The organism is Micromonospora sp. C51, assembly GCF_018070435.1.
Taxonomy (GTDB): Bacteria; Actinomycetota; Actinomycetes; order Mycobacteriales; family Micromonosporaceae; genus Micromonospora; species Micromonospora sediminimaris.
In genome coordinates, this window is sequence record NZ_JAGPXQ010000020.1 from 68,074 (window position 1) to 87,173 (window position 19,100).

17 protein-coding genes are annotated in these 19,100 nt (G+C 71.3%); 8 read left to right on the forward strand and 9 right to left on the reverse strand.

Annotated elements, in window-relative coordinates; genetic code table 11:
* Window positions 1-127 precede the first annotated feature (127 nt).
* The gene (locus KBX50_RS19945; RefSeq protein WP_210938766.1) at window positions 128-589 is read left to right on the forward strand and encodes a PRC-barrel domain-containing protein; all 462 of its coding nucleotides are present in this window, start codon (window positions 128-130) and stop codon (window positions 587-589) included.
* A gap of 59 nt (window positions 590-648) precedes the next feature.
* The gene (locus tag KBX50_RS19950; RefSeq protein ID WP_210938767.1) at window positions 649-1,389 is read left to right on the forward strand and encodes a tyrosine-protein phosphatase; all 741 of its coding nucleotides are present in this window, start codon (window positions 649-651) and stop codon (window positions 1,387-1,389) included.
* 107 nt (window positions 1,390-1,496) lie between these two features.
* Here the strand turns inward: KBX50_RS19950 and KBX50_RS19955 are convergent, their stop codons facing one another.
* The gene (locus KBX50_RS19955) at window positions 1,497-2,597 is read right to left on the reverse strand and encodes a branched-chain amino acid aminotransferase (protein ID WP_210938768.1); all 1,101 of its coding nucleotides are present in this window, start codon (window positions 2,595-2,597) and stop codon (window positions 1,497-1,499) included.
* A 195-nt stretch (window positions 2,598-2,792) separates the two neighbouring features.
* On the reverse strand, window positions 2,793-3,824 hold the full coding sequence (locus KBX50_RS19960; RefSeq protein WP_210938769.1) for a 3-isopropylmalate dehydrogenase: 1,032 nt from the start codon (window positions 3,822-3,824) through the stop codon (window positions 2,793-2,795).
* 214 nt (window positions 3,825-4,038) lie between these two features.
* Between KBX50_RS19960 and KBX50_RS19965 the strand changes: the two genes are divergently transcribed.
* Both KBX50_RS19965 and KBX50_RS19970 read left to right on the forward strand, forming a co-directional pair.
* The gene (locus tag KBX50_RS19965) at window positions 4,039-4,884 is read left to right on the forward strand and encodes an FAD:protein FMN transferase (protein WP_210938770.1); all 846 of its coding nucleotides are present in this window, start codon (window positions 4,039-4,041) and stop codon (window positions 4,882-4,884) included.
* Between the two features lie 357 nt (window positions 4,885-5,241).
* Window positions 5,242-5,601, forward strand: a complete 360-nt coding sequence (locus tag KBX50_RS19970) for a hypothetical protein (protein WP_210938771.1) — start codon at window positions 5,242-5,244, stop codon at window positions 5,599-5,601.
* 193 nt (window positions 5,602-5,794) lie between these two features.
* Here KBX50_RS19970 and serA read toward each other — a convergent pair whose 3' ends face one another.
* The 5 genes from serA to KBX50_RS19995 all read right to left on the reverse strand — a co-directional run bounded on the left by serA (window position 5,795) and on the right by KBX50_RS19995 (window position 13,806).
* Entirely contained in the window at window positions 5,795-7,393 is a 1,599-nt protein-coding gene (gene serA, locus KBX50_RS19975; protein WP_210938772.1) for a phosphoglycerate dehydrogenase, read from the reverse strand.
* 274 nt (window positions 7,394-7,667) lie between these two features.
* A complete protein-coding gene (gene ilvC / locus KBX50_RS19980) occupies window positions 7,668-8,681 on the reverse strand; it encodes a ketol-acid reductoisomerase (RefSeq protein WP_210938774.1) in 1,014 nt (337 codons plus the stop codon).
* 81 nt (window positions 8,682-8,762) lie between these two features.
* On the reverse strand, window positions 8,763-9,278 hold the full coding sequence (gene ilvN, locus KBX50_RS19985; protein ID WP_169598313.1) for an acetolactate synthase small subunit: 516 nt from the start codon (window positions 9,276-9,278) through the stop codon (window positions 8,763-8,765).
* 62 nt (window positions 9,279-9,340) lie between these two features.
* The gene (locus KBX50_RS19990; RefSeq protein ID WP_210938776.1) at window positions 9,341-11,212 is read right to left on the reverse strand and encodes an acetolactate synthase large subunit; all 1,872 of its coding nucleotides are present in this window, start codon (window positions 11,210-11,212) and stop codon (window positions 9,341-9,343) included.
* A gap of 185 nt (window positions 11,213-11,397) precedes the next feature.
* A complete protein-coding gene (locus tag KBX50_RS19995; protein WP_210938778.1) occupies window positions 11,398-13,806 on the reverse strand; it encodes a bifunctional diguanylate cyclase/phosphodiesterase in 2,409 nt (802 codons plus the stop codon).
* Window positions 13,807-13,916: 110 nt separating this feature from the next.
* On the opposite strand from KBX50_RS19995, the gene ilvD reads away from it, so the two are divergent.
* From ilvD to KBX50_RS20010, 3 genes are all read left to right on the forward strand, one after another.
* On the forward strand, window positions 13,917-15,764 hold the full coding sequence (gene ilvD, locus KBX50_RS20000; RefSeq protein WP_210938780.1) for a dihydroxy-acid dehydratase: 1,848 nt from the start codon (window positions 13,917-13,919) through the stop codon (window positions 15,762-15,764).
* Between the two features lie 167 nt (window positions 15,765-15,931).
* Window positions 15,932-16,402 (forward strand): hemerythrin domain-containing protein, encoded by a 471-nt coding sequence (locus KBX50_RS20005; protein ID WP_210938782.1) that lies wholly within the window; start codon window positions 15,932-15,934, stop codon window positions 16,400-16,402.
* 113 nt (window positions 16,403-16,515) lie between these two features.
* Window positions 16,516-17,760 carry an endonuclease/exonuclease/phosphatase family protein gene (locus KBX50_RS20010; protein WP_210938784.1) on the forward strand — a complete coding sequence of 415 codons (1,245 nt, stop codon included), beginning with the start codon at window positions 16,516-16,518 and terminating at the stop codon, window positions 17,758-17,760.
* Window positions 17,761-17,818: 58 nt separating this feature from the next.
* On the opposite strand, the gene KBX50_RS20015 is transcribed toward KBX50_RS20010, so the two are convergent.
* Window positions 17,819-18,250, reverse strand: coding sequence for a VOC family protein (locus KBX50_RS20015; protein WP_093401766.1), 432 nt, complete (start codon window positions 18,248-18,250; stop codon window positions 17,819-17,821).
* Between the two features lie 35 nt (window positions 18,251-18,285).
* A complete protein-coding gene (locus KBX50_RS20020) occupies window positions 18,286-18,690 on the reverse strand; it encodes a helix-turn-helix domain-containing protein (protein WP_210938786.1) in 405 nt (134 codons plus the stop codon).
* A 62-nt stretch (window positions 18,691-18,752) separates the two neighbouring features.
* Between KBX50_RS20020 and KBX50_RS20025 the strand changes: the two genes are divergently transcribed.
* Window positions 18,753-18,947: a DUF397 domain-containing protein gene (locus KBX50_RS20025; protein ID WP_210938788.1), complete on the forward strand. Its 195-nt coding sequence runs from the start codon at window positions 18,753-18,755 to the stop codon at window positions 18,945-18,947.
* Window positions 18,948-19,100 lie beyond the last annotated feature (153 nt).

A 19,100-nucleotide genomic window follows, 5' to 3' on the forward strand; every position in this document is an offset into this window, starting at 1 on the left:
ACAGCGGGTGACGCCTGTGCCGGGTGGTTTTCCTGGTGTAGACCGCCCGTCCAGGGGTAGGAGCTTTCGGGACAACGAAACACCTTCCTCCGAGACGGCCCACCACGGCCGGGGCAGGAGACATCCCATGGACAGGCTCAACCCGAACACCACGAACGCCACACCGGACCCGGAGCTGCGCGCCGTCGACCAGAGCGTCGTCGCGGGCGGCACCCCCGCCGGCGCCTTCGACCCCTGGAGCTACCGGGACGAGGCCGGGGTGGCCGGCGCAAACCTGGTCGGCTACAAGGTGGAGGCCAGCGACGGCTCGATCGGCAAGATCGACAGTGACAGCGCCGAGGTCAACGCCAGCTACCTGGTGGTGGACACCGGGCCATGGATCTTCGGTAAGAAGGTCATGCTGCCGGCCGGCACGGTGAACCACGTCGATCACGAGGAGCAGAAGGTCTTCGTCGACCGCACCAAGGATCAGATCAAGGCGGCGCCGGAGTACGACGAGACGGCCACCGACCCGGCCTACCGGGACAAGCTCGGCGGCTACTACAACGACACGTACACGGCCATCCCGCCCGGTGGCCCGCTGCGGTAGGGCACCCGACAACGTGACGGCCGGTGGGACGCTGTTCCACCGGCCGTTACCGTGTCCGGATGGACGCCACTGAGCAGACTCGCAGAATCCCCTTCACCAGGATGTTCAACTTCCGGGACGTGGGCGGCTACCGGGGCCTGGACGGACGGGCCGTCCGTACCGGAAGGCTCTACCGCTCCGACTCGCTGCACGGGATGGATGAGGCCGACCGGGAGGCGTTCGCCGCGCTCGGCGTCCGGACCGTGGTCGACCTGCGCCGCCCGCAGGAGGTCGAGCGATACGGCCGGGTTCCCGACTTCGACGGCCTCACCTACCGGCACATCCACCCGGAGCACGCGCACTGGGAGGAGCGGCCGTACCAGCCCGACACCGATCTGGCCCGCTACCTGGCCGACCGGTACGCCGACCTGGCCCGCACCGGCACCGCCGGTCTCGCCGAGGCGATCGGCCTGATCGCTGACAGCGCGAACGCACCGGTGGTGGTGCACTGCGTCGCCGGCAAGGATCGCACCGGCATCGTCTGCGGCCTGACCCTCGCGGTGCTCGGCGTCGAGGACGCCGAGATCGCAGCGGACTACGCGTTGAGCACCGAGGCCTCACAGCGCTTCGCCGCCTGGGTGGCCACGGCCCATCCCGAGGTGCCCGAGCTGCCCATGCCGTACCTGTCCTCACCGGCCGAGACGATGCTGCTCTTCCTGGCCGAGATCCGGGAGGGGCACGGCTCGGTCGACGACTACCTGCGGCATGCCGGGGTCACCGACGAGCAGCTCGCCGCCCTGCGCGACCACCTGCTGACCTAGTGCGGTAGGCACCGAGACCGTGCCCGCGCGAGCTTCATGGGCGCGGTCTGGGCAGTGCAGGGGCCCCGCCGCCACGCTCGGCGTGACGACGGGGCCCCGACGACCACTCAGAACACGCGGTGGACCCAGTTGTGCGGGTCCTCCGCCTTGCCCCGCTGAAGATCCACGAGCTGTTGGCGCAGCGCCATGGTGACGGTGCCCGGCTCCCCGCCGGCCACGGCGAACTCCCCGTCCGGGAAGCGCACCTGCCCGATCGGCGTGATCACCGCCGCGGTACCGCAGGCGAAGACCTCGCGCAGCCGGCCGCTGGCGGCGTCCGTCCGCCAGTCGTCGAAGGTCACCGGTCGCTCCTCGACCCGGTGCCCGGCTGCCGAGGCCAGGGTGAGCACCGACTCGCGGGTGATGCCGGGCAGGATCGTGCCGGTCAGCGGCGGGGTGGCGATCGACCCGTCGTCGTAGACGAAGAAGACGTTCATGCCGCCCAGCTCGTCGACGTACCGGCGCTCCACGGCATCGAGGAAGACCACCTGGTCGCAGCCGTGTTCGAGGGCCTCGGCCTGGGCAGCCAGCGAGGCGGCGTAGTTGCCGCCGCACTTGGCCGCGCCGGTGCCGCCGGGCGCCGCCCGGGTGTAGTCGGGCGAGACCCAGACCGTCACCGGCTTGACCCCGCCGGAGAAGTACGCCCCGACGGGCGAGGCGATCACCGAGTAGAGGTACTCGTTGGCCGGGCGGACGCCGAGGAAGACCTCGCTGGCGAACATGAACGGCCGCAGGTAGAGGCTGCCGCCGTCGGCGCCGTCGGGAATCCACTCCCGGTCGATCTCGATCAGCCGGTGCAGCGAGTCCACGAAGGTCTGCTCCGGCAGCGCCGGCATGGCCATCCGGGCGGCGGAGGTGTTGAACCGGGCCGCGTTGGCGTACGGGCGGAACATGGTCACTCCGCCGTCGGTCGCCCGGTACGCCTTCATGCCCTCGAAGATCTCCTGCGCGTAGTGCAGCACGGCACTGGCGGGATCCATCGGGATCGGCGCTCGCGCCTCGACCCGGGCGTCGTACCAGCCCTTGCCGTCGGCGTAGCGGATGGTGACCATGTGGTCGGTGAACACCCGGCCGAACCCGGGGTTTGCCAGCAGCGCAGCCCGGTCGGTGGCGGATACCGGTGCGGGGTTCGGACGGATCTCGAAATCGATCTTGTCACCACCGCTCATCGCGCTGACCTCCCTGGGGGACGACGGCATGCGCCGACCGCACGCCGGAAACATTGTTTGTGCCAGAAACCTACCCCGAACGGTCGTTCAGCGGATAGGTCCACCGGTGGACAGGTGGCACATCATCGGTGGTGGCCGCCGCTCCCTGCCTGGCCGGAGCGGCGGAGCGTCGACGGCCAGTGGGAGACGACCGGTTCAGCCAGCGGCCTGCGCCGCGATCCGGTCGCCCACCTCAACGGTACGTACCGCTACCTCGGGGCTCCGGGCGGCCAACTCCGCGCTGACCGCAGCGGTGATCCGGGCGGCGGCGTCGGCGTGCCCGAGTTGGTCGAGCAGCAGGGCCGCCGAGAGCACAGCGGCAACCGGGTCGGCAACGCCGCGACCGGCGATGTCCGGCGCGGAGCCGTGCACCGGCTCGAACATCGACGGGTACGCCCCGTCGGGGTTGATGGAGCCGCTGGCGGCCAACCCGATGCCGCCGGTGACGGCGGCGGCGATGTCGGTGAGGATGTCGCCGAAGAGGTTGTCGGTGACCACGACGTCGTACCGCTGCGGCTGGGTGACCAGGAACATCGCCGCGGCGTCGACGTGCTGGTACTCGGTGGCGATGTCCGGGTGCTCGGCGGCGACCGCCTCGAAGGTGCGCGACCACAGCGAGCCGGCGTGGGTCAGCACGTTCGTCTTGTGCACCAACGTCACCTTGCGCCGCTCGCGCCGGGCCGCGCGAGCGAAGGCGTCCCGGATCACCCGCTCCACACCGTGCCGGGTGTTCAGGCTCTCCTCGGTGGCGATCTCGGCCGGAGTGCCCCGGTGCAGCGAGCCGCCGGCGCCGGCGTACAGACCCTCGGTGCCCTCCCGGACGACCACCAGGTCGACCTCACCCGGCTTGACCGCCGCGAGCGGGCTGGTCACGCCCGGCCAGAGCCGCGACGGGCGCAGGTTGACGTACTGGTCGAAGGCGAAGCGCAGCTTGAGCAGCAGACCGCGTTCCAGCACGCCGGGCGGCACGGTCGGATCGCCCACCGCGCCGAGCAGAATCGCGTCGTGCCCGGCCAACTCGTCGAGCACCGAATCGGGCAGGACCTCGCCGGTACGGTGGTAACGTGCCGCACCGAGGTCGTACTCGGTCACCTCGACACCGGGCAGCACCGCGTCGACGACCTTGCGAGCCTCCGCGACCACCTCGGGGCCGATCCCGTCCCCGGCCACCACCGCGATCCGTGCCACGTCCGTCAGCTCCTTCGTTCGAATGGCTCGACGGTACGCCGCCGTCCCGCCCCCCGGTACGAGTGTTCCATCTTTCGGGAATTCGGTGACGCACAGCAGCTTCCCAGGCGGCATTCATGGCTCGGTCATCTCCGCTGCCTAGCGTGATCGTGACGGGCTGGGCCCGGGCGAGCGCTGCGACGGGGCGGCACCCGCCGAGGAGGGGACGGACGCGATGTGGACCGATGAACAACCACGAACCCGCTGGGTGGACCCAACGGTCTTCCGCTTCCGCCGGCCCGACCTGCGACTGGGCGCCCGGGAGCAACGGCCGGACCGCGCCGATCTGGTGGCCGGGGACCGGATCGCCGTCCGGCACACCGTCCGCACCTCGACCGCGGCGTACACCCTGCTGCTGAACGCCCCCGAGTGGCTGGGCCGGCGCGGCACCGGCGAGGCGCTGCGCGACGCGGTGGCCGAGTTGCGGGCGATCGACCTGACGTACGGCCCGAACCGCCCGGACAGCCTGGTGTCCCGGCTGCGCCGGGGCGAGATCAGCGCCGAGTCGTACCCGCCATTGACCGACCTGGTGGACCGCTGCGCCGCGATGCGCGCGGCCACGGACGGCTGGTTCGACGCGTGGGCGGTGCCCGGCGGCTTCGACCCGGGCGGCCTGCTCGGCGGGTGGGCGGTCGAGCGGGCCGCAGCCCGGTTGCGCGAGGCCGGCATCCACGACTACGCCGTGCTCACCGGTGCCGACCTGGTGGTACGCGGCCAGGCCGCGCACGGTGGCCCGTGGCGGGTCGCGGTGCACCACCCCACCGACCGGCGCCGGGCACCGCTGCTGCTGGAGATGACGGCCGGTGCGCTCGGCACCTCCGGGGTGACCGGACGACAGGGTCACGTGGTGGACCCACACACCGGCGAGCCGGCCGGGCAGTTGGTCGCCGCCACCGTGATCGGCCCTGACCTCGCGGTCGCCGACGCCTACGCCACCGCCCTCTACGCCGCCGGATCGGCCGGGTTGGCCTGGTTCCGCCCCGAGTCGGACTACCGGGTGCTCTTCGCCGCACCGCGCTGAGCAGCAGGATCCCTGCGTGGCCGGCGGAGGCTGCGGCGGCGGTCAGCCGGCCACCGGCGGCAGGAACAGCGATCGGCCACCACGGTCGCGGCAACGACCGTGGAGGCCGATCGACGACGAGTGCGCGTGGCTCGCGCAATCGAGGGGTGCGGGCCGCTCGGCCTGGCGTCGACCTCGCCACCCGAAGACGGGCCGGCGCCACGTGCTCGGCAGGTGACCGCACCCGTACGTTATCGAATTGACGCGTTTCGCGGCAAGGGTTCCACAGGGGAGCATCTGCGCAAACCTGGTACTCCGGCCATCGCCTGCGGCAGGGCCCTTTCGACAAGGTGAACCGCAGATGGCACGCTGTCCGCCGTGAGTTTCGATCTGAGCGTGTGGGCCCTGGCGGACGGGGCGACGCCCGAGGATGTACGAGCGGCGGTGCAGCAGTGCCGCAGCGGCCGGCACCACGAGCGTCAACCGGACCCACGATGTGTGGCCTTCTACCGGGCGATCACCGCCCGCTACCCCGACCAGCCGGCCGGCCCGAACACTCCCTGGGCGGTGGCGCCGCTGCACAAGGCGGCCGACCACATCGAGCTGAACCTGGACCCGGCCTGCCCCGACCAGGTGCTGCTCGACATCGAGCGACTGGCCGGCGAGCATCGGCTGATGCTGTTCGACGCCCAGGACGGCTCGGTGTACCCGCCGCCCGGGGTCCGGCTGCCCGGCTGACCGACCCGCCGGGCCGACGGCAGACCCACGACGGCATCGCGGCTGACGCGGGTCGGGCGGCGTTACGGTCAGTCCGGCAGCCGCCGCCACGGCGGACGCGACAACCCGAACGCCTGGTGCTCGGCGCTCGGATGACGAGGGGCCCGGCCGTAGGCCGGGCCCCGTCGTGGCGTGTCTGGAGCGTTCGGGTGGGCTACTCGTCGCGCAGGTCGGCAGCGCTGGCCGAGGTGGCGCCGATCGAGTCGGCGGCCGAGGTGAGCAGGTCGGCACCGAGCGCCTGGTCCACGGTGAGGGTCATCAGCGTCTCACCGCCGGCCTCCCGGCGAGCCACCTGCATCGCCGCGATGTTGACGCCGGCCTGGCCGAGCAGGGTGCCGACGGTGCCGACCACGCCCGGGCGGTCGGCGTAGCGGAGGAAGAGCAGGATGCCCTCGGCGCCGATCTCCACGTCGAAGCCGTCCACCTCGGTCAGCTTGATGACGTCGCGGGTGCCAGTCTGGGTGACGGTGCCGGAGACAGTGACCGTGCGGCCGTCGGGCAGCGCGCCGCGCACGGTGACCAGGACGGGGTGGTCGGCGGTCTCGGTCTGGGTGTCCAGCGACACCTCCACCCCGCGCTGCGCGGCCAGGTGCGGCGCGTTGACGTAGGTCACCTGCTCCTCGACCACCGAGCTGAACAGCCCCTTGGTGGCGGCGAGCTTGAGCACCGACACGTCGTGCTCGACGATCTCGCCCCGCACCTCGACGGTGACGCTGGCGGCGACCCCGCCGGCCACCGCGGTGAAGGCGCGGCCGAGCTTCTCGGCCAGCGGCAGCAACGGCCGGACGTCCTCGGCGACCACGCCGCCGGCCTGCACGTTCACCGCGTCCGGCACGAACTCGCCCTGAAGGGCGAGTTTCACGCTCTTGGCGACCGCCAGGCCGGCCTTGTCCTGGGCCTCGGCGGTGGAGGCGCCCAGGTGCGGGGTGGCCACCACGTTGTCGAAGGCGAACAGCGGCGAGGAGGTGCACGGCTCCTTGGCGTAGACGTCCACCCCGGCACCGGCGACCCGGCCCTCGGCGAGCGCGTCGGCGAGGGCCTGCTCGTCGATCAGCCCGCCCCGGGCAGCGTTGACGATCCGTACGCCCGGCTTGACGATGGACAGCTCCTTCTCGCCGATCAGGCCCACCGTCTCGGGGGTCTTCGGCAGATGGATCGAGATGAAGTCGCTCTCCCGCAGCAGCTCCTCCAGACCCACCAGGCGTACGCCGAGCTGCGCGGCCCGGGCCGGCTGGATGTACGGGTCGTAGGCGATGAGCCGGGTGCCGAAGGCGGCGATCCGGGAGGCGAACAGCACGCCGATACGGCCGAGACCGACCACGCCGACGGTCTTGCCCTGGAGCTCCACACCTGTGTACTTCGACCGCTTCCACTCCCCCGCCTTGAGCGCTGCGCTGGCGCTGGCGGTGTTGCGGGCGACCGCGAGCAGCAGCGCGACGGCCTGCTCGGCGGCGGAGACGATGTTGGAGGTGGGTGCGTTGACGACCATGACGCCCCGTGCGGTGGCGGCCGGCACCTCGACGTTGTCCAGGCCGACACCGGCCCGGGCGACGACCTTGAGCCGGGGAGCGGCGGCGATCGCCTCGGCGTCGATCTGGGTGGCACTACGGACGATGACGGCGTCGGCCTCGGAGAGCGCCGAGAGCAGGGCCGGGCGGTCGGTGCCGTCCACGTGCCGGACGTCGAAGTCGTGGGCGAGCACCTCGATGGCGGCGGGGGCGAGTTCTTCGGCGATCAGTACGACAGGAGTCATTGGTCCTCGTAGATGTCGTCAGAGCGGTCGGCCGGGGGCTGGGCGCTGCGCTGCGCCCGGCGCGCTCCGGGCCATGGCCGTCAGGTGCCGCCTGGAGCACCTACCCGCGATCGTAGGGCGCGGGCCGCCCGGCGCGCCCCGGAGAGTGGGGTGAGGGCCCTCACAAACCGGACGTGACGTGCGTGTTAACGATCGTTAGCCGGATGGAGACAGCACGGCACCCGGCCCCGGCGTCGGGGAGAACGCCGGGGTCGGGTGCCGTTGGGGAAAGCGCTCAGGCGGTCTCGGTGATCGGCCGGTCCACCCAGCTCATCATGCCGCGCAGCTTCGCGCCGGTCTCCTCGATCGGGTGCGCCGCGCCCTCGCTGCGCCACTTGTTGTAGTTGGGCCGCCCGGCCTCGTCCTCGGCCACCCACTCGCGGGCGAACTCGCCGTTCTGGATCTCCCCGAGGATCTTGCGCATCTCCTCCTTGACCCGGCCGTCGATGACCCGCGGCCCACGGGAGAGGTCGCCGTACTCGGCGGTGTCGGAGACGCTGTAACGCATCCGGGCGATACCGCCCTCGTACATCAGGTCCACGATCAGCTTCAGCTCGTGGAGGCACTCGAAGTAGGCCACCTCGGGCGCGTAACCGGCCTCGGTGAGCACCTCGAAACCGGTCTGCACCAGTGCCGCCGCACCGCCGCAGAGCACCGCCTGCTCGCCGAAGAGATCGGTCTCGGTCTCCTCGGTGAAGGTGGTCTTGATCGCGCCGGCCCGGGTGCCGCCGATGCCCTTCGCGTACGACAGGGCCAGCGCGAACGCGCTGCCGCTGCCGTCCTGCTCGACGGCGACCAGGCAGGGCACGCCCTTGCCGTCGACGTACTGCCGGCGGACCAGGTGACCGGGGCCCTTCGGGGCGACCATCGCCACGTCCACCCCGGCCGGCGGCTTGATCAGCCCGTACCGGATGTTGAACCCGTGGCCGAAGAACAGCGCCTTGCCCGCGCTGAGGTTCGGCGCGATCGACTCGGCGTAGATGTGACGCTGCGCGGTGTCCGGCGCGAGGACCATGATCACGTCGGCCTCGGCCGCCGCCTCGGCCGGGGTGAGCACCCGCAGCCCCTGCTCCTCGGCCTTCGGCCGGCTCTTCGAGCCCTCCGGCAGACCGATCACCACGTCGACACCGGAGTCGCGCAGCGACAACGCGTGGGCGTGGCCCTGGCTGCCGTACCCGATCACGGCGACCTTCTTCGCCTGGATCAGGCCCAGGTCGGCGTCGTCGTCGTAGTACACCTCAACGCTCATGACTTCCCTTTCGTACGGCGGCCGCATCGGCCCGTCGTGGCTGGTGGCCGGCCCGGGTACGCGGACCGGGCCGAGATGGGGTCAGGCGGCCCGCAGGGCCGGGCCGGCGGTGATCGCACGCGAGCCGCGCCCGATCGCCACCAGGCCCGACTGGACCATCTCCTTGATGCCGAAGGGCTCAAGGTCGCGCAGCAGCGCGTCGAGCTTGTCCGGGGTGCCGGTCGCCTCGATCGTGAGGGTGTCGGCGGCCACGTCGACCACCCGGGCCCGGAACAGGTTGACCGTCTCCAGGACCTGGCCTCGGGCGTTGCGATCCGCGCGCACCTTCACCAGCAGCAGCTCGCGGGCCACCGAGGTACCCGGATCCAGTTCGACGATCTTGAGTACGTTGACCAGCTTGTTGAGCTGCTTGGTGACCTGTTCCAACGGCGAGGACTCCGCGTTGACCACGATGGTGATCCGCGAGACGTCGGGGTTCTCGGTCTCGCCGACCGCGAGACTGTCGATGTTGAACCCGCGCCGGGAGAACAGCCCGGAGACCCGGGCCAGCACGCCCGGCTTGTTCTCCACCAGGACGGAGAGGGTGTGAATGGTCACGGCTGTGCCTTCCTTGTCATGTCCTCATGGCCCTCGCTGCGCTCGGTGCAATCGGCCATGACCTAAATGTCGTCCTCGTCGAAGGCCGGGCGGACGCCGCGGGCAAACATGATCTCGTCGTTGCTGGTGCCGGCCGGGACCATCGGCCAGACCATGGCGTCCTTGCCGACCACGAAGTCGATGACCACCGGCGCGTCGTTGATGGACATGGCCATCTCGATGGTCCGGTCCACCTCCTCGGCGGTCTCACAGCGCAGCCCGACGCAGCCGAGCGCCTCAGCCAGCTTGACGAAGTCCGGAATGCGGTGCTTGTGGGTGCCCAGCTCCGTGTTGGAGTAGCGCTCGTTGTAGAACAGCGTCTGCCACTGCCGGACCATGCCGAGGTTGCCGTTGTTGATGACGGCGATCTTGACCGGGATGCCCTCCAGGGCGCAGGTGGCCAACTCCTGGTTGGTCATCTGGAAACAACCGTCGCCGTCGATCGCCCAGACCACCGTGTCCGGCCGCCCCACCTTGGCGCCCATCGCCGCCGGCACCGCGTAGCCCATGGTGCCGAGGCCGCCGGAGTTGAGCCAGGTCTGCGGCTTCTCGTACGAGATGAACTGGGAGGCCCACATCTGGTGCTGGCCCACACCGGCAACGTAGATCGTGTCCGGACCGGCGATCTCCCCCAGTCGCTTGATCACGTACTGCGGCGAGAGGGTGCCGTCCGACGGCTCCTCGTAGCCCAGCGGGTAGCGCTCGCGCAGGTCGTCCAACTGCGTCCACCAGTCGGCGATGTCGGTGGTACGCCCCGCCGCGCGTTCGGCGGTGACCGCCGCGACCAGCTCGTCGATGACGTGCCGGGCATCGCCGACGATCGGCACGTCCGCGTGCCGGTTCTTGCCGATCTCCGCCGGATCGATGTCGGCGTGCACGATGGTGGCGTCCGGCGCGAAGGAGTCCAGCTTTCCGGTGACCCGGTCGTCGAACCGGGCGCCCAGCGCCACGATCAGGTCGGCCTTCTGCAGCCCGTAGACCGCGGCGACGGTGCCGTGCATGCCGGGCATGCCCAGGTGCTGCCGGTGCGAGTCGGGGAACGCGCCGAGCGCCATCAGCGTGGTGATCACCGGGATGCCGGTCAGCTCGGCCAGCCGGCGCAGCCCCTCGGTGGCACCGGCCTTGAGCACGCCGCCGCCGACGTAGAGCACCGGTCGGCGGGCGGCGCCGATCAGCCGTGCCGCCTCGCGGATCTGCTTGCCGTGCGGGTGCAGCGTCGGCCGGTAACCGGGCAGGTCCAGGGTGGGCGGCCAGGCGAAGGTGGTCGGCGCCTGAAGGATGTCCTTGGGGATGTCCACCAGGACCGGCCCGGGACGCCCGGTCGAGGCCAGGTGGAACGCCTCGGCCAGCACCCGGGGAATCTCGCTGGCCTCCTGCACCAGGAAGTTGTGCTTGGTGATCGGCAGCGTGATGCCTTGGATGTCCGCCTCCTGGAAGGCGTCCGTGCCGATCGACGGGCGGGCCACCTGACCGGTGATCGCCACCAGCGGCACCGAGTCCATGTACGCGTCGGCGATCGGGGTGACCAGGTTCGTCGCGCCCGGACCGGAGGTGGCGATGCACACCCCGACCCGGCCGGTGGCCTGGGCGTAACCGGTGGCGGCGTGGCCGGCGCCCTGCTCGTGCCGGACCAGGATGTGCCGCACGGTCGAGTCGTAGAGCGGGTCGTACGCCGGCAGGATCGCGCCGCCCGGGATACCGAAGACGACGTCTACGCCGAGTGCCTCCAGGGAGCGCACCAGTGAGCCGGCACCGGACACCTGGGCCGGGGCGGGACGCGCCACCGGGACGGCCGGCGAGGCGGCGCGGGCGTGGTCGGCGTCACCCGGTGCCTCGGCGGCGGTGCGGGCGCGCCGGGCGGAATGGGCGAGCGTCTCGGGCGTGGGTCTCGTCATGGCGGTTGGCCTTCGGCTGGAGTGGGTGGGGCTGCTCACACTGTGGAACGCGGGCGGGGCCAGCGTTCGATTGGTTCGACGGCAAGAAAAAGGCCCACGTGCCAGATGCACGGGGCCAGCGCACTCTCAGTCAGGGAGAGTGCGCTCAGGTAAGTACTCGCAGCGACCGGTACGACGACATGGGCTCAAGCCTGACGCATCTCATGCGATGAGTCAACTGATCCCACATTTTGGTTAACGGACGTCGGCGCGTCGCCGTCTGGCACGCCGATCGGACCGGGCATGACCTGCCCGGAGAGGCGCTCACTCCGCCTCGGGGCGGGCGGCCCGACGGGTCGCGGGAGTGGGGCGCCCGCCGTGGGACGGGCCGGACGGGCACCCGGCGAGGTGGCCGCGTCCAGCATCGCCTCCAGGTGCTCGGCCGGTACGCCCCAGCCGAACAGCGCGCCCTGGCCGAACCGGCAGCCGGCGGCCACCACCGCGGCCATCTCGGTGGGCGTGGTGACCCCCTCGGCGATCACCTCAAGGCCGAACTGGTGGCCCAACCGCATCACGATGTCCACCATCGGGGCGAAGGCCGGGCCGTCACGTCCTTCCGGCTGGACCGGCTCGTGCTCGGCCACCAACCCATGATCGATCTTGAGGATGTCGATCGGGAGTCGGCGGAGCTGGTTGAGCGAGGAGTAGCCGGCACCGAAGTCGTCCAGGGCGATCCGCACGCCGGTCAGCCGCAGCGCGGTCAGCCGCCGGATCAGCTCGTCGACGTCGGTGGCGACCGCGTGCTCGGTGATCTCCAGCACCAGCCGCTGCGGCGGCACGTGATGGGCGCGCAGCGCTTCGGCGACCTGTACCACGTATTCGGGGGCGTGCAGCTCACGCGGGGAGACGTTCACCGACACCCAGACGTCGTGGCCCTCGGCCAGCCAGCGGGACAGCTGATAGCAGGCCTGGTGCAGCACCCAGGCCCCCAGCTTGGCGATCATCCCGCTCTCCTCGGCGAGCGGGATGAACTCGTCCGGCCGGACGTTGCCCAGCTCGGGGTGACGCCACCGCAGCAGCGCCTCCGCGCCGACCGGGCGTACCGACGGCAGGGAGGCCACCGGCTGGAACACCAGCCGCAGCTCGTCGCGCTCGATCGCGCCGCGCAGCTCATGCTCCAGCGTCGTGCGCCGGCGCAGCAGCCGGTCGTACGCGCCGTCGTAGCGCTCGATCCGGTTCTTGCCACGTTGCTTGGCGTAGCGCAGCGCCAGATCCGCGTGCCGTAGCAGCAGCTCGACGTCGGGTTCATCGGCCCAGCCGGCCAGGCCGATGCTGACCGAGAGGAAGACGGGTGCCTCGGGCTGCTCGTAGGCGCCACCGAGGACCCGCAACAGCCGCTCCGCGACCACCCCCGCCCCGGCCGGGCCGCCGTGCATGAGCACCGCGAACTCGTCACCACCGAGCCGGGCCGCAAGGTCGCCGGGGCGCAGATTGCCACGCAGCCGCCGGCCCACCTCGGCCAGGACGGTGTCGCCGACGTCGTGGCCCCGCATGTCGTTGACGTTCTTGAAACCGTCCAGGTCCAGCCCGAGCAGTACGCACGGCACCCGCTCCTCGGCGCACCGGTGCAGGGCCCGCAGCAGGCCGCGACGGTTGGCCAGGCCGGTGAGCGCGTCGGTGTGCGCGAGCTGCCGGAAGTGCGCCTCCCGGTCGGCCAGCCGGCGGGCGTAGGCCCGCACGTCGTGCAGGGTGAGGTACTGCCGGGCGACCAGGGCGAAGCCCTCGACGCTGCCGGCGGCGATGGCCAACCCGTCGAACCGGCCGTCCTGCAGGAGGTGGTACATCGCCGAGGCGGCCATGGCGCCCATCGGCACGAAGGCGTACTCGCCGTCGTGCCGGATCACGTCGATGGCGAGCTGGCCCGGCGGATCGATGCGGTAGGCCGCGACCGCGGCGATCAACAGCCCCACGGCGAGCACCACCGCACCGGCCAGCGCCAGTGCCGGTCCGGCCTGGCAGAGCCCGGCCGCGACCCCCAACCCGCCCACCGACGCGGCGGTGATGCCGGTGCCCAGCACAGCCAGGCAGCGTCGGGGCGGGGGCGCCCGGAGCACCATGATCGCGGAGAGGCCGGCGCTCAACGCCGCGCTGACCGAGGCGAGCAGAATCGACGGGCAGGCGGTCGGCGTCGCGTCGCCGAGCAGCCGGGTCGGCTCGGAGAACAGCACCCAGCCGACGAACCAGAGCGCGGCGCCCACGATCACGCCGTCCAGCGCGAGCCGGGCCGCCGAGGGCACCGACCCGGTCACCCCGGGCAGGCGGAGCAGGCCGAAGCAGAACAGCAGGCCGCCGGTGGCCGTGCCGAGCGCCACCAGGGTGGCCCAGGTGGTCCGCTGGTGCTGCTCGTGTGCCCAGTGCTCGCTCATGGTCACCGCGACGGCTGCCCCGACCAGCGCGGTCACCACCGCGAACGCGCCACCGACGGCCAGCACCGCGTACGCCGGACGGTGCGGTGCGACCCGGCGCCGGACGGCGGCGGCGAGCAGCACGCCGGCCGTCAGGGCGATCAGCGCGCTCAGCACCGCAGCGCCGATCATGGCCGGGGGTGTGTGCACGACCTCAACTCTGCCGGATCGATGCCCGCTGTGGGGATCGGGTGTGCATCTGTTGGGACACGGCGCGACGCCGGTGTCCGGGCCGCGCCGTCGGTGTCAGACTGGTACACATGCCTGAGCTGCGGTCGAAGACCTCCACGCACGGTCGGACGATGGCCGGTGCCCGGGCCCTCTGGCGGGCCACCGGGATGACCGACGACGATTTCGGCAAGCCGATCGTCGCCATCGCGAACAGTTTCACCCAGTTCGTGCCGGGCCACGTACACCTCAAGGACATGGGCGGCCTGGTCGCCGACGCGGTGGCGGAGGCCGGCGGGGTGGGCCGGGAGTTCAACACCATCGCGGTCGACGACGGCATCGCCATGGGCCACGGCGGCATGCTCTACTCCCTGCCCAGCCGGGAGTTGATCGCCGACGCGGTCGAGTACATGGTCAACGCGCACTGCGCGGACGCTCTGGTCTGCATCTCCAACTGCGACAAGATCACCCCGGGCATGCTGCTGGCCGCGTTGCGGCTGAACATCCCCACCGTGTTCGTCTCCGGCGGCCCGATGGAGGCCGGTAAGACGGTGGCGATCGAGGGGATCGTGCACAGCAAGATCGACCTGATCGACGCGATGATCGCCTCCTCGAACGAGGCCGTCACCGACGAGCAGCTCGGTGAGATCGAGCGGTCCGCCTGTCCCACCTGCGGCTCCTGCTCCGGCATGTTCACCGCGAACTCGATGAACTGCCTCACCGAGGCGATCGGGCTGGCGCTGCCGGGCAACGGCTCGACGCTGGCCACCCATGCCGCCCGCCGGTCGCTCTTCGTCGAGGCCGGCCGCACCGCTGTGGAGATCGCCAAGCGGTGGTACGACGGCGACGACGCCTCGGTGCTGCCCCGCGAGGTGGCCTCCCGGGCCGCGTTCGAGAACGCCGTCGCCCTGGACGTGGCGATGGGTGGGTCGACGAACACGATCCTGCACCTGCTGGCCGCCGCCCGCGAGGCCGAGCTGGACTTCTCCGTGGCGGACATCGACGCCATCTCCCGCCGGGTGCCCTGCCTGGCCAAGGTGGCCCCGAACTCGCCGCAGTACCACATGGAGGACGTGCACCGCGCCGGTGGCATCCCGGCCATCCTCGGCGAACTCGACCGCGCCGGCCTGCTGCGCCGGGACGTGCACGCGGTGCACTCCCCCGCCCTGGAGGGCTGGCTGGCCGACTGGGACGTGCGCGCCGGCACCGCCAGGCCCGAGGCGATCGAGTTGTTCCACGCCGCACCGGGCGGGGTGCGCACCACCGAGCCGTTCTCCACCACCAACCGCTGGTCGTCGCTGGACACCGACGCGGCCGGCGGCTGCATCCGGGACCGGGAGCACGCGTACACCGCCGATGGCGGGCTGGCCATCCTCTACGGCAACCTCGCGCCGGAGGGCTGTGTGGTGAAGACCGCCGGGGTGCCCGAGGAGTGCCTGACCTTCCGCGGCCCGGCAAAGGTCTACGAGTCGCAGGACGACGCGGTGACCGCCATCCTGGCCAAGGAGATCGTCGCCGGGGACGTGGTGGTGATCCGCTACGAGGGGCCGAAGGGCGGTCCCGGCATGCAGGAGATGCTCTACCCCACCTCGTTCCTCAAGGGACGAGGGCTGGGCCGGGCCTGCGCGCTGCTGACCGACGGCCGGTTCTCCGGCGGCACCTCCGGGCTCTCCATCGGGCACGCCTCCCCCGAGGCCGCCTCCGGCGGGTTGATCGCGCTGGTCGAGCCGGGTGACGAGATCGTCATCGACATCCCGGCCCGCTCGATCGAGCTGAACGTGCCGGCCGACGTGCTGGACGCCCGCCGGGTCGCCCAGGAGAAGCGGGACCGCCCGTACACCCCGGTCGACCGGCAGCGTCCGGTGTCGGCGGCGCTGCGCGCGTACGCCTCGATGGCCACCTCGGCCAGCGACGGCGCCTACCGCCGCGTCCCCGAGTGACCGGCCGGATGGCCCGCCCCCGGTGGCGGGTCATCCGGGCCCTCGTAACCGCCCCGGCTCGGGTAGCGTGGAGGCAGCGTCGCGTGTCGGTGGCAGACCGTGTCAGGCATGGAGGCGCCGGATACGAAGGACCACGACGATGACGCAGTCGTTGCCTTCGCCCTCCAGTGACTGAGGGCGAGAAGATTAGGCTCGTCGCCTGGAGCCACGAGCTTCGCAGCGTGCACGATCGGCTACGCGAAGCCCTGCACCTCACCCGAAACGCACTGGCCAGTGGCGAGGCGGCCGGACCAGCCACCCGCGACCTGCTGCTGTTCTGTCACGGCTTCTGTGCCGCGCTGACCGGGCACCACGAGGGCGAGGATCGCGAACTGTTCCCCGCGATCGCCGCCGCCCATCCGGAACTGCGCGACACCCTGCGCCAGCTGAAACAGGACCACTCGATGATCGCGCATCTGATCGCGGGGTTGCAGGCTGCCGTGGATCGCTCCGCCTCCCCGGCCGAACTCGACCGCCACGTCGAGGGCATCGCAGCCGTCATGGAAAGCCACTTCCGCTACGAGGAACGCCAGCTACTGGCGGTACTCGACACGCTCGCCCTGGACGCCGACCCGCACGACGTCCTGGGTCCACTGTGAACCGAGGGAGAGGGCTCCCGTGGGACTCGGCGGATCGTCGATCACGGTTCACCCTGGCGTCATGCCGCTCCCGGTAGCGTGGCGATCGTTGATCGTGGATCGGGAGGGTGTCGATGGGTGCGAAGCGAAAGGTCAGCGCCGCGATCACGGCGGCGCTGCTCGCCACGACGGCGGCGGTCGTGGTGGCGTCACCGGCCAGTGCGGGTAGGGGGCAACCGGGCGCGCTGCGGGTGGCGACCTACAACGCCTCGCTGAACCGGGGCGTCGCCGGCGGGCTGGTCGCCGACCTGTCCGGGCGGGACGACGCGCAGGCCGGCAACGTCGCCGAGGTGATCCAGCGGGTACGCCCGGACGTGCTGCTGATCAACGAGTTCGACTACGACCCGGCCGGGCGGGCGTTGGCGTTGTTCCAGGACAACTACCTCTCCGTGCCGCGCAACGGCACCCGCGCGATCCGCTACCCGTACCGCTACGCGGCCCCGTCGAACACCGGTGTCCCCTCCGGACACGATCTCAACAACGACGGGACCGTCGGCGGGCCCGACGACGCGTACGGTTTCGGGCTCTTCCCCGGCCAGTACGGCATGGCGGTCTACTCGGCGTACCCGATCGACCTGGCCCGAGTGCGCACGTTCCAGACGTTCCGCTGGCGGGACATGCCCGGCGCGCTGCTGCCCGACGACCCGGCCACCCCCGCGCCCGCCGACTGGTACTCCCGGCAGGAACTCGCCGACGTGCGGCTCTCCTCCAAGAGCCACTGGGACGTGCCGATCCGGCTGCCTGGCCGTACCGTGCACCTGCTGGCCAGCCACCCCACGCCGCCGGTCTTCGACGGGCCGGAGGACCGCAACGGCCGCCGCAACCACGACGAGATCCGCTTCTGGGCCGACTACGTCTCGCCGTGGCGGGCCGGCTACATCTACGACGACACCGGGCGCCGCGGCGGGTTGCGGCCGGGGGCGGCCTTCGTGATCGCCGGGGACCTCAACTCCGACCCGTACGACGGTGACAGCCTGCCCGGCGCGGCGCTGCAGCTGCTCGACCACCCCCGGGTCAACGACCGGGTCGTGCCGGCCAGCGCGGGCGGCACCGCAGCGGCGCGACGGCAGGGCGGCGCCAACCTCGACCACCGCAGCGATCCGCGTTTCGACACCGCCGACTTCGCCGACACCAGCCCCGGCAACCTGCGGGTCGACTACCTGCTGCCGAGCCGGGGCCTGCCGGTCCGTGCCACCGGAATCTTCTGGCCGGTGCCGGGTGACCCGCTGTTCCGGTTGGTCGGCGACTACGACCCGGCCCTGCCGGGCGGCTTCCCCACCTCCGACCACCGGCTCGTCTGGCTCGACCTGCGGCGCTGAGATGTCGCCGGCCCCGGCGTCGGGTGACCGGCGCCGGGGCCGGCTAGACCTGCGCGCTTCAGCAGTGCTCGGCCTTCCGGTCGAACATCTGCCCGATGCGGATCTGGTTGCCGAACGGGTCGCGGATGCCGAAGTCGATCCCGTACGGCCGTTCCATCGGCTCGTCGGTGATGTCGACACCCTTGGCGACCAGCTCCTCGTACGTCTTGTGGGCGTCGTCGGTGGTCATGAAGAGGAAGCCACCCGCAGCGCCCTTGGACAGCAGTTCGCGGACCTGCTCGGCGGTGGCCGGGTCGAGGTTCGGCGGGCCCGGCTTCTCCAGCAGGATCTCCCGCTGCCGGTCGCCGGGAATGTTGACCGTGAGCCAACGCATGAAGCCGAGATCCTGATCCGTGTTCAACTCAAGGCCGAGCTTGCCGATGTAAAAGTCGAGCGCCTCGTCCTGGTCGAGGACGTAGATCTGGGAGCGGCTGATCGCGTTCATCGTCATGCCCGAAACGCTAGTGCAACGCTCTGACCTGCTGCTTATCCAAAACTGCTCGGTCTGGTCCACGCCTTCGTGAAGCAGCTCGGCACCGGCGCGGCGGGCGCCGTCCGCCGCTTACGGTAGTCGGTGGGCGACTCACCGACGATCTGCCGGAAGGTACGGCTGAACGTGCCGAGACTGCCGAAACCGACAGCCGTGCAGATCTCCGTCACGTCCTGGTCGCTGTGCACCAGCAGGTACATGGCCCGCTCCACCCGACGCCGTTGCAGGTAGCGGTGCGGGGTCTCACCGAAGGTGGCCCGGAAGGTACGGATGAAGTGCGCCTCGGAGACGTGCGCGACCCGCGCCAGGGTCGGAATATCGAGCGGTTGAGCGTACGCCCGGTCCATCGCGTCCCGGGCGCGCAACATCGCCCGATTCGTCTCCTCGACCGCCCTGCTCACCCGCACCTCCCCGACTACGATGCCACGACGGCACGGCCACCGTCCGGCGGGTAGGTTCCACCATGGCTGACTTGACCGACGCTCGCTGGCGCAAGAGCACCCGTAGTGGCAGCAACGGCGGCGAGTGTGTCGAGGTCGCCGACAATCTGCCCGGCGTCGTCGCCGTACGCGACAGCAAAGAGCCGGACGGTCCCACCCTCACCTTCACCCCCACCGCCTGGACCACCTTCCTCGCCACCACCCGCAACCGCCGCTGACCTCCGAGGTGCCACGCCCAGCGACCTCGCAAACTTGGACAGTTTCCGTTAGTGCGTAACGGGAACTGTCCAAGATCGCGGTCGTCGTCCACGCTGACCAGCGAGCGAGTGCGTTTCAGGTCCGGACAGGGCTTCCGGTTGTCCCATAGGTCG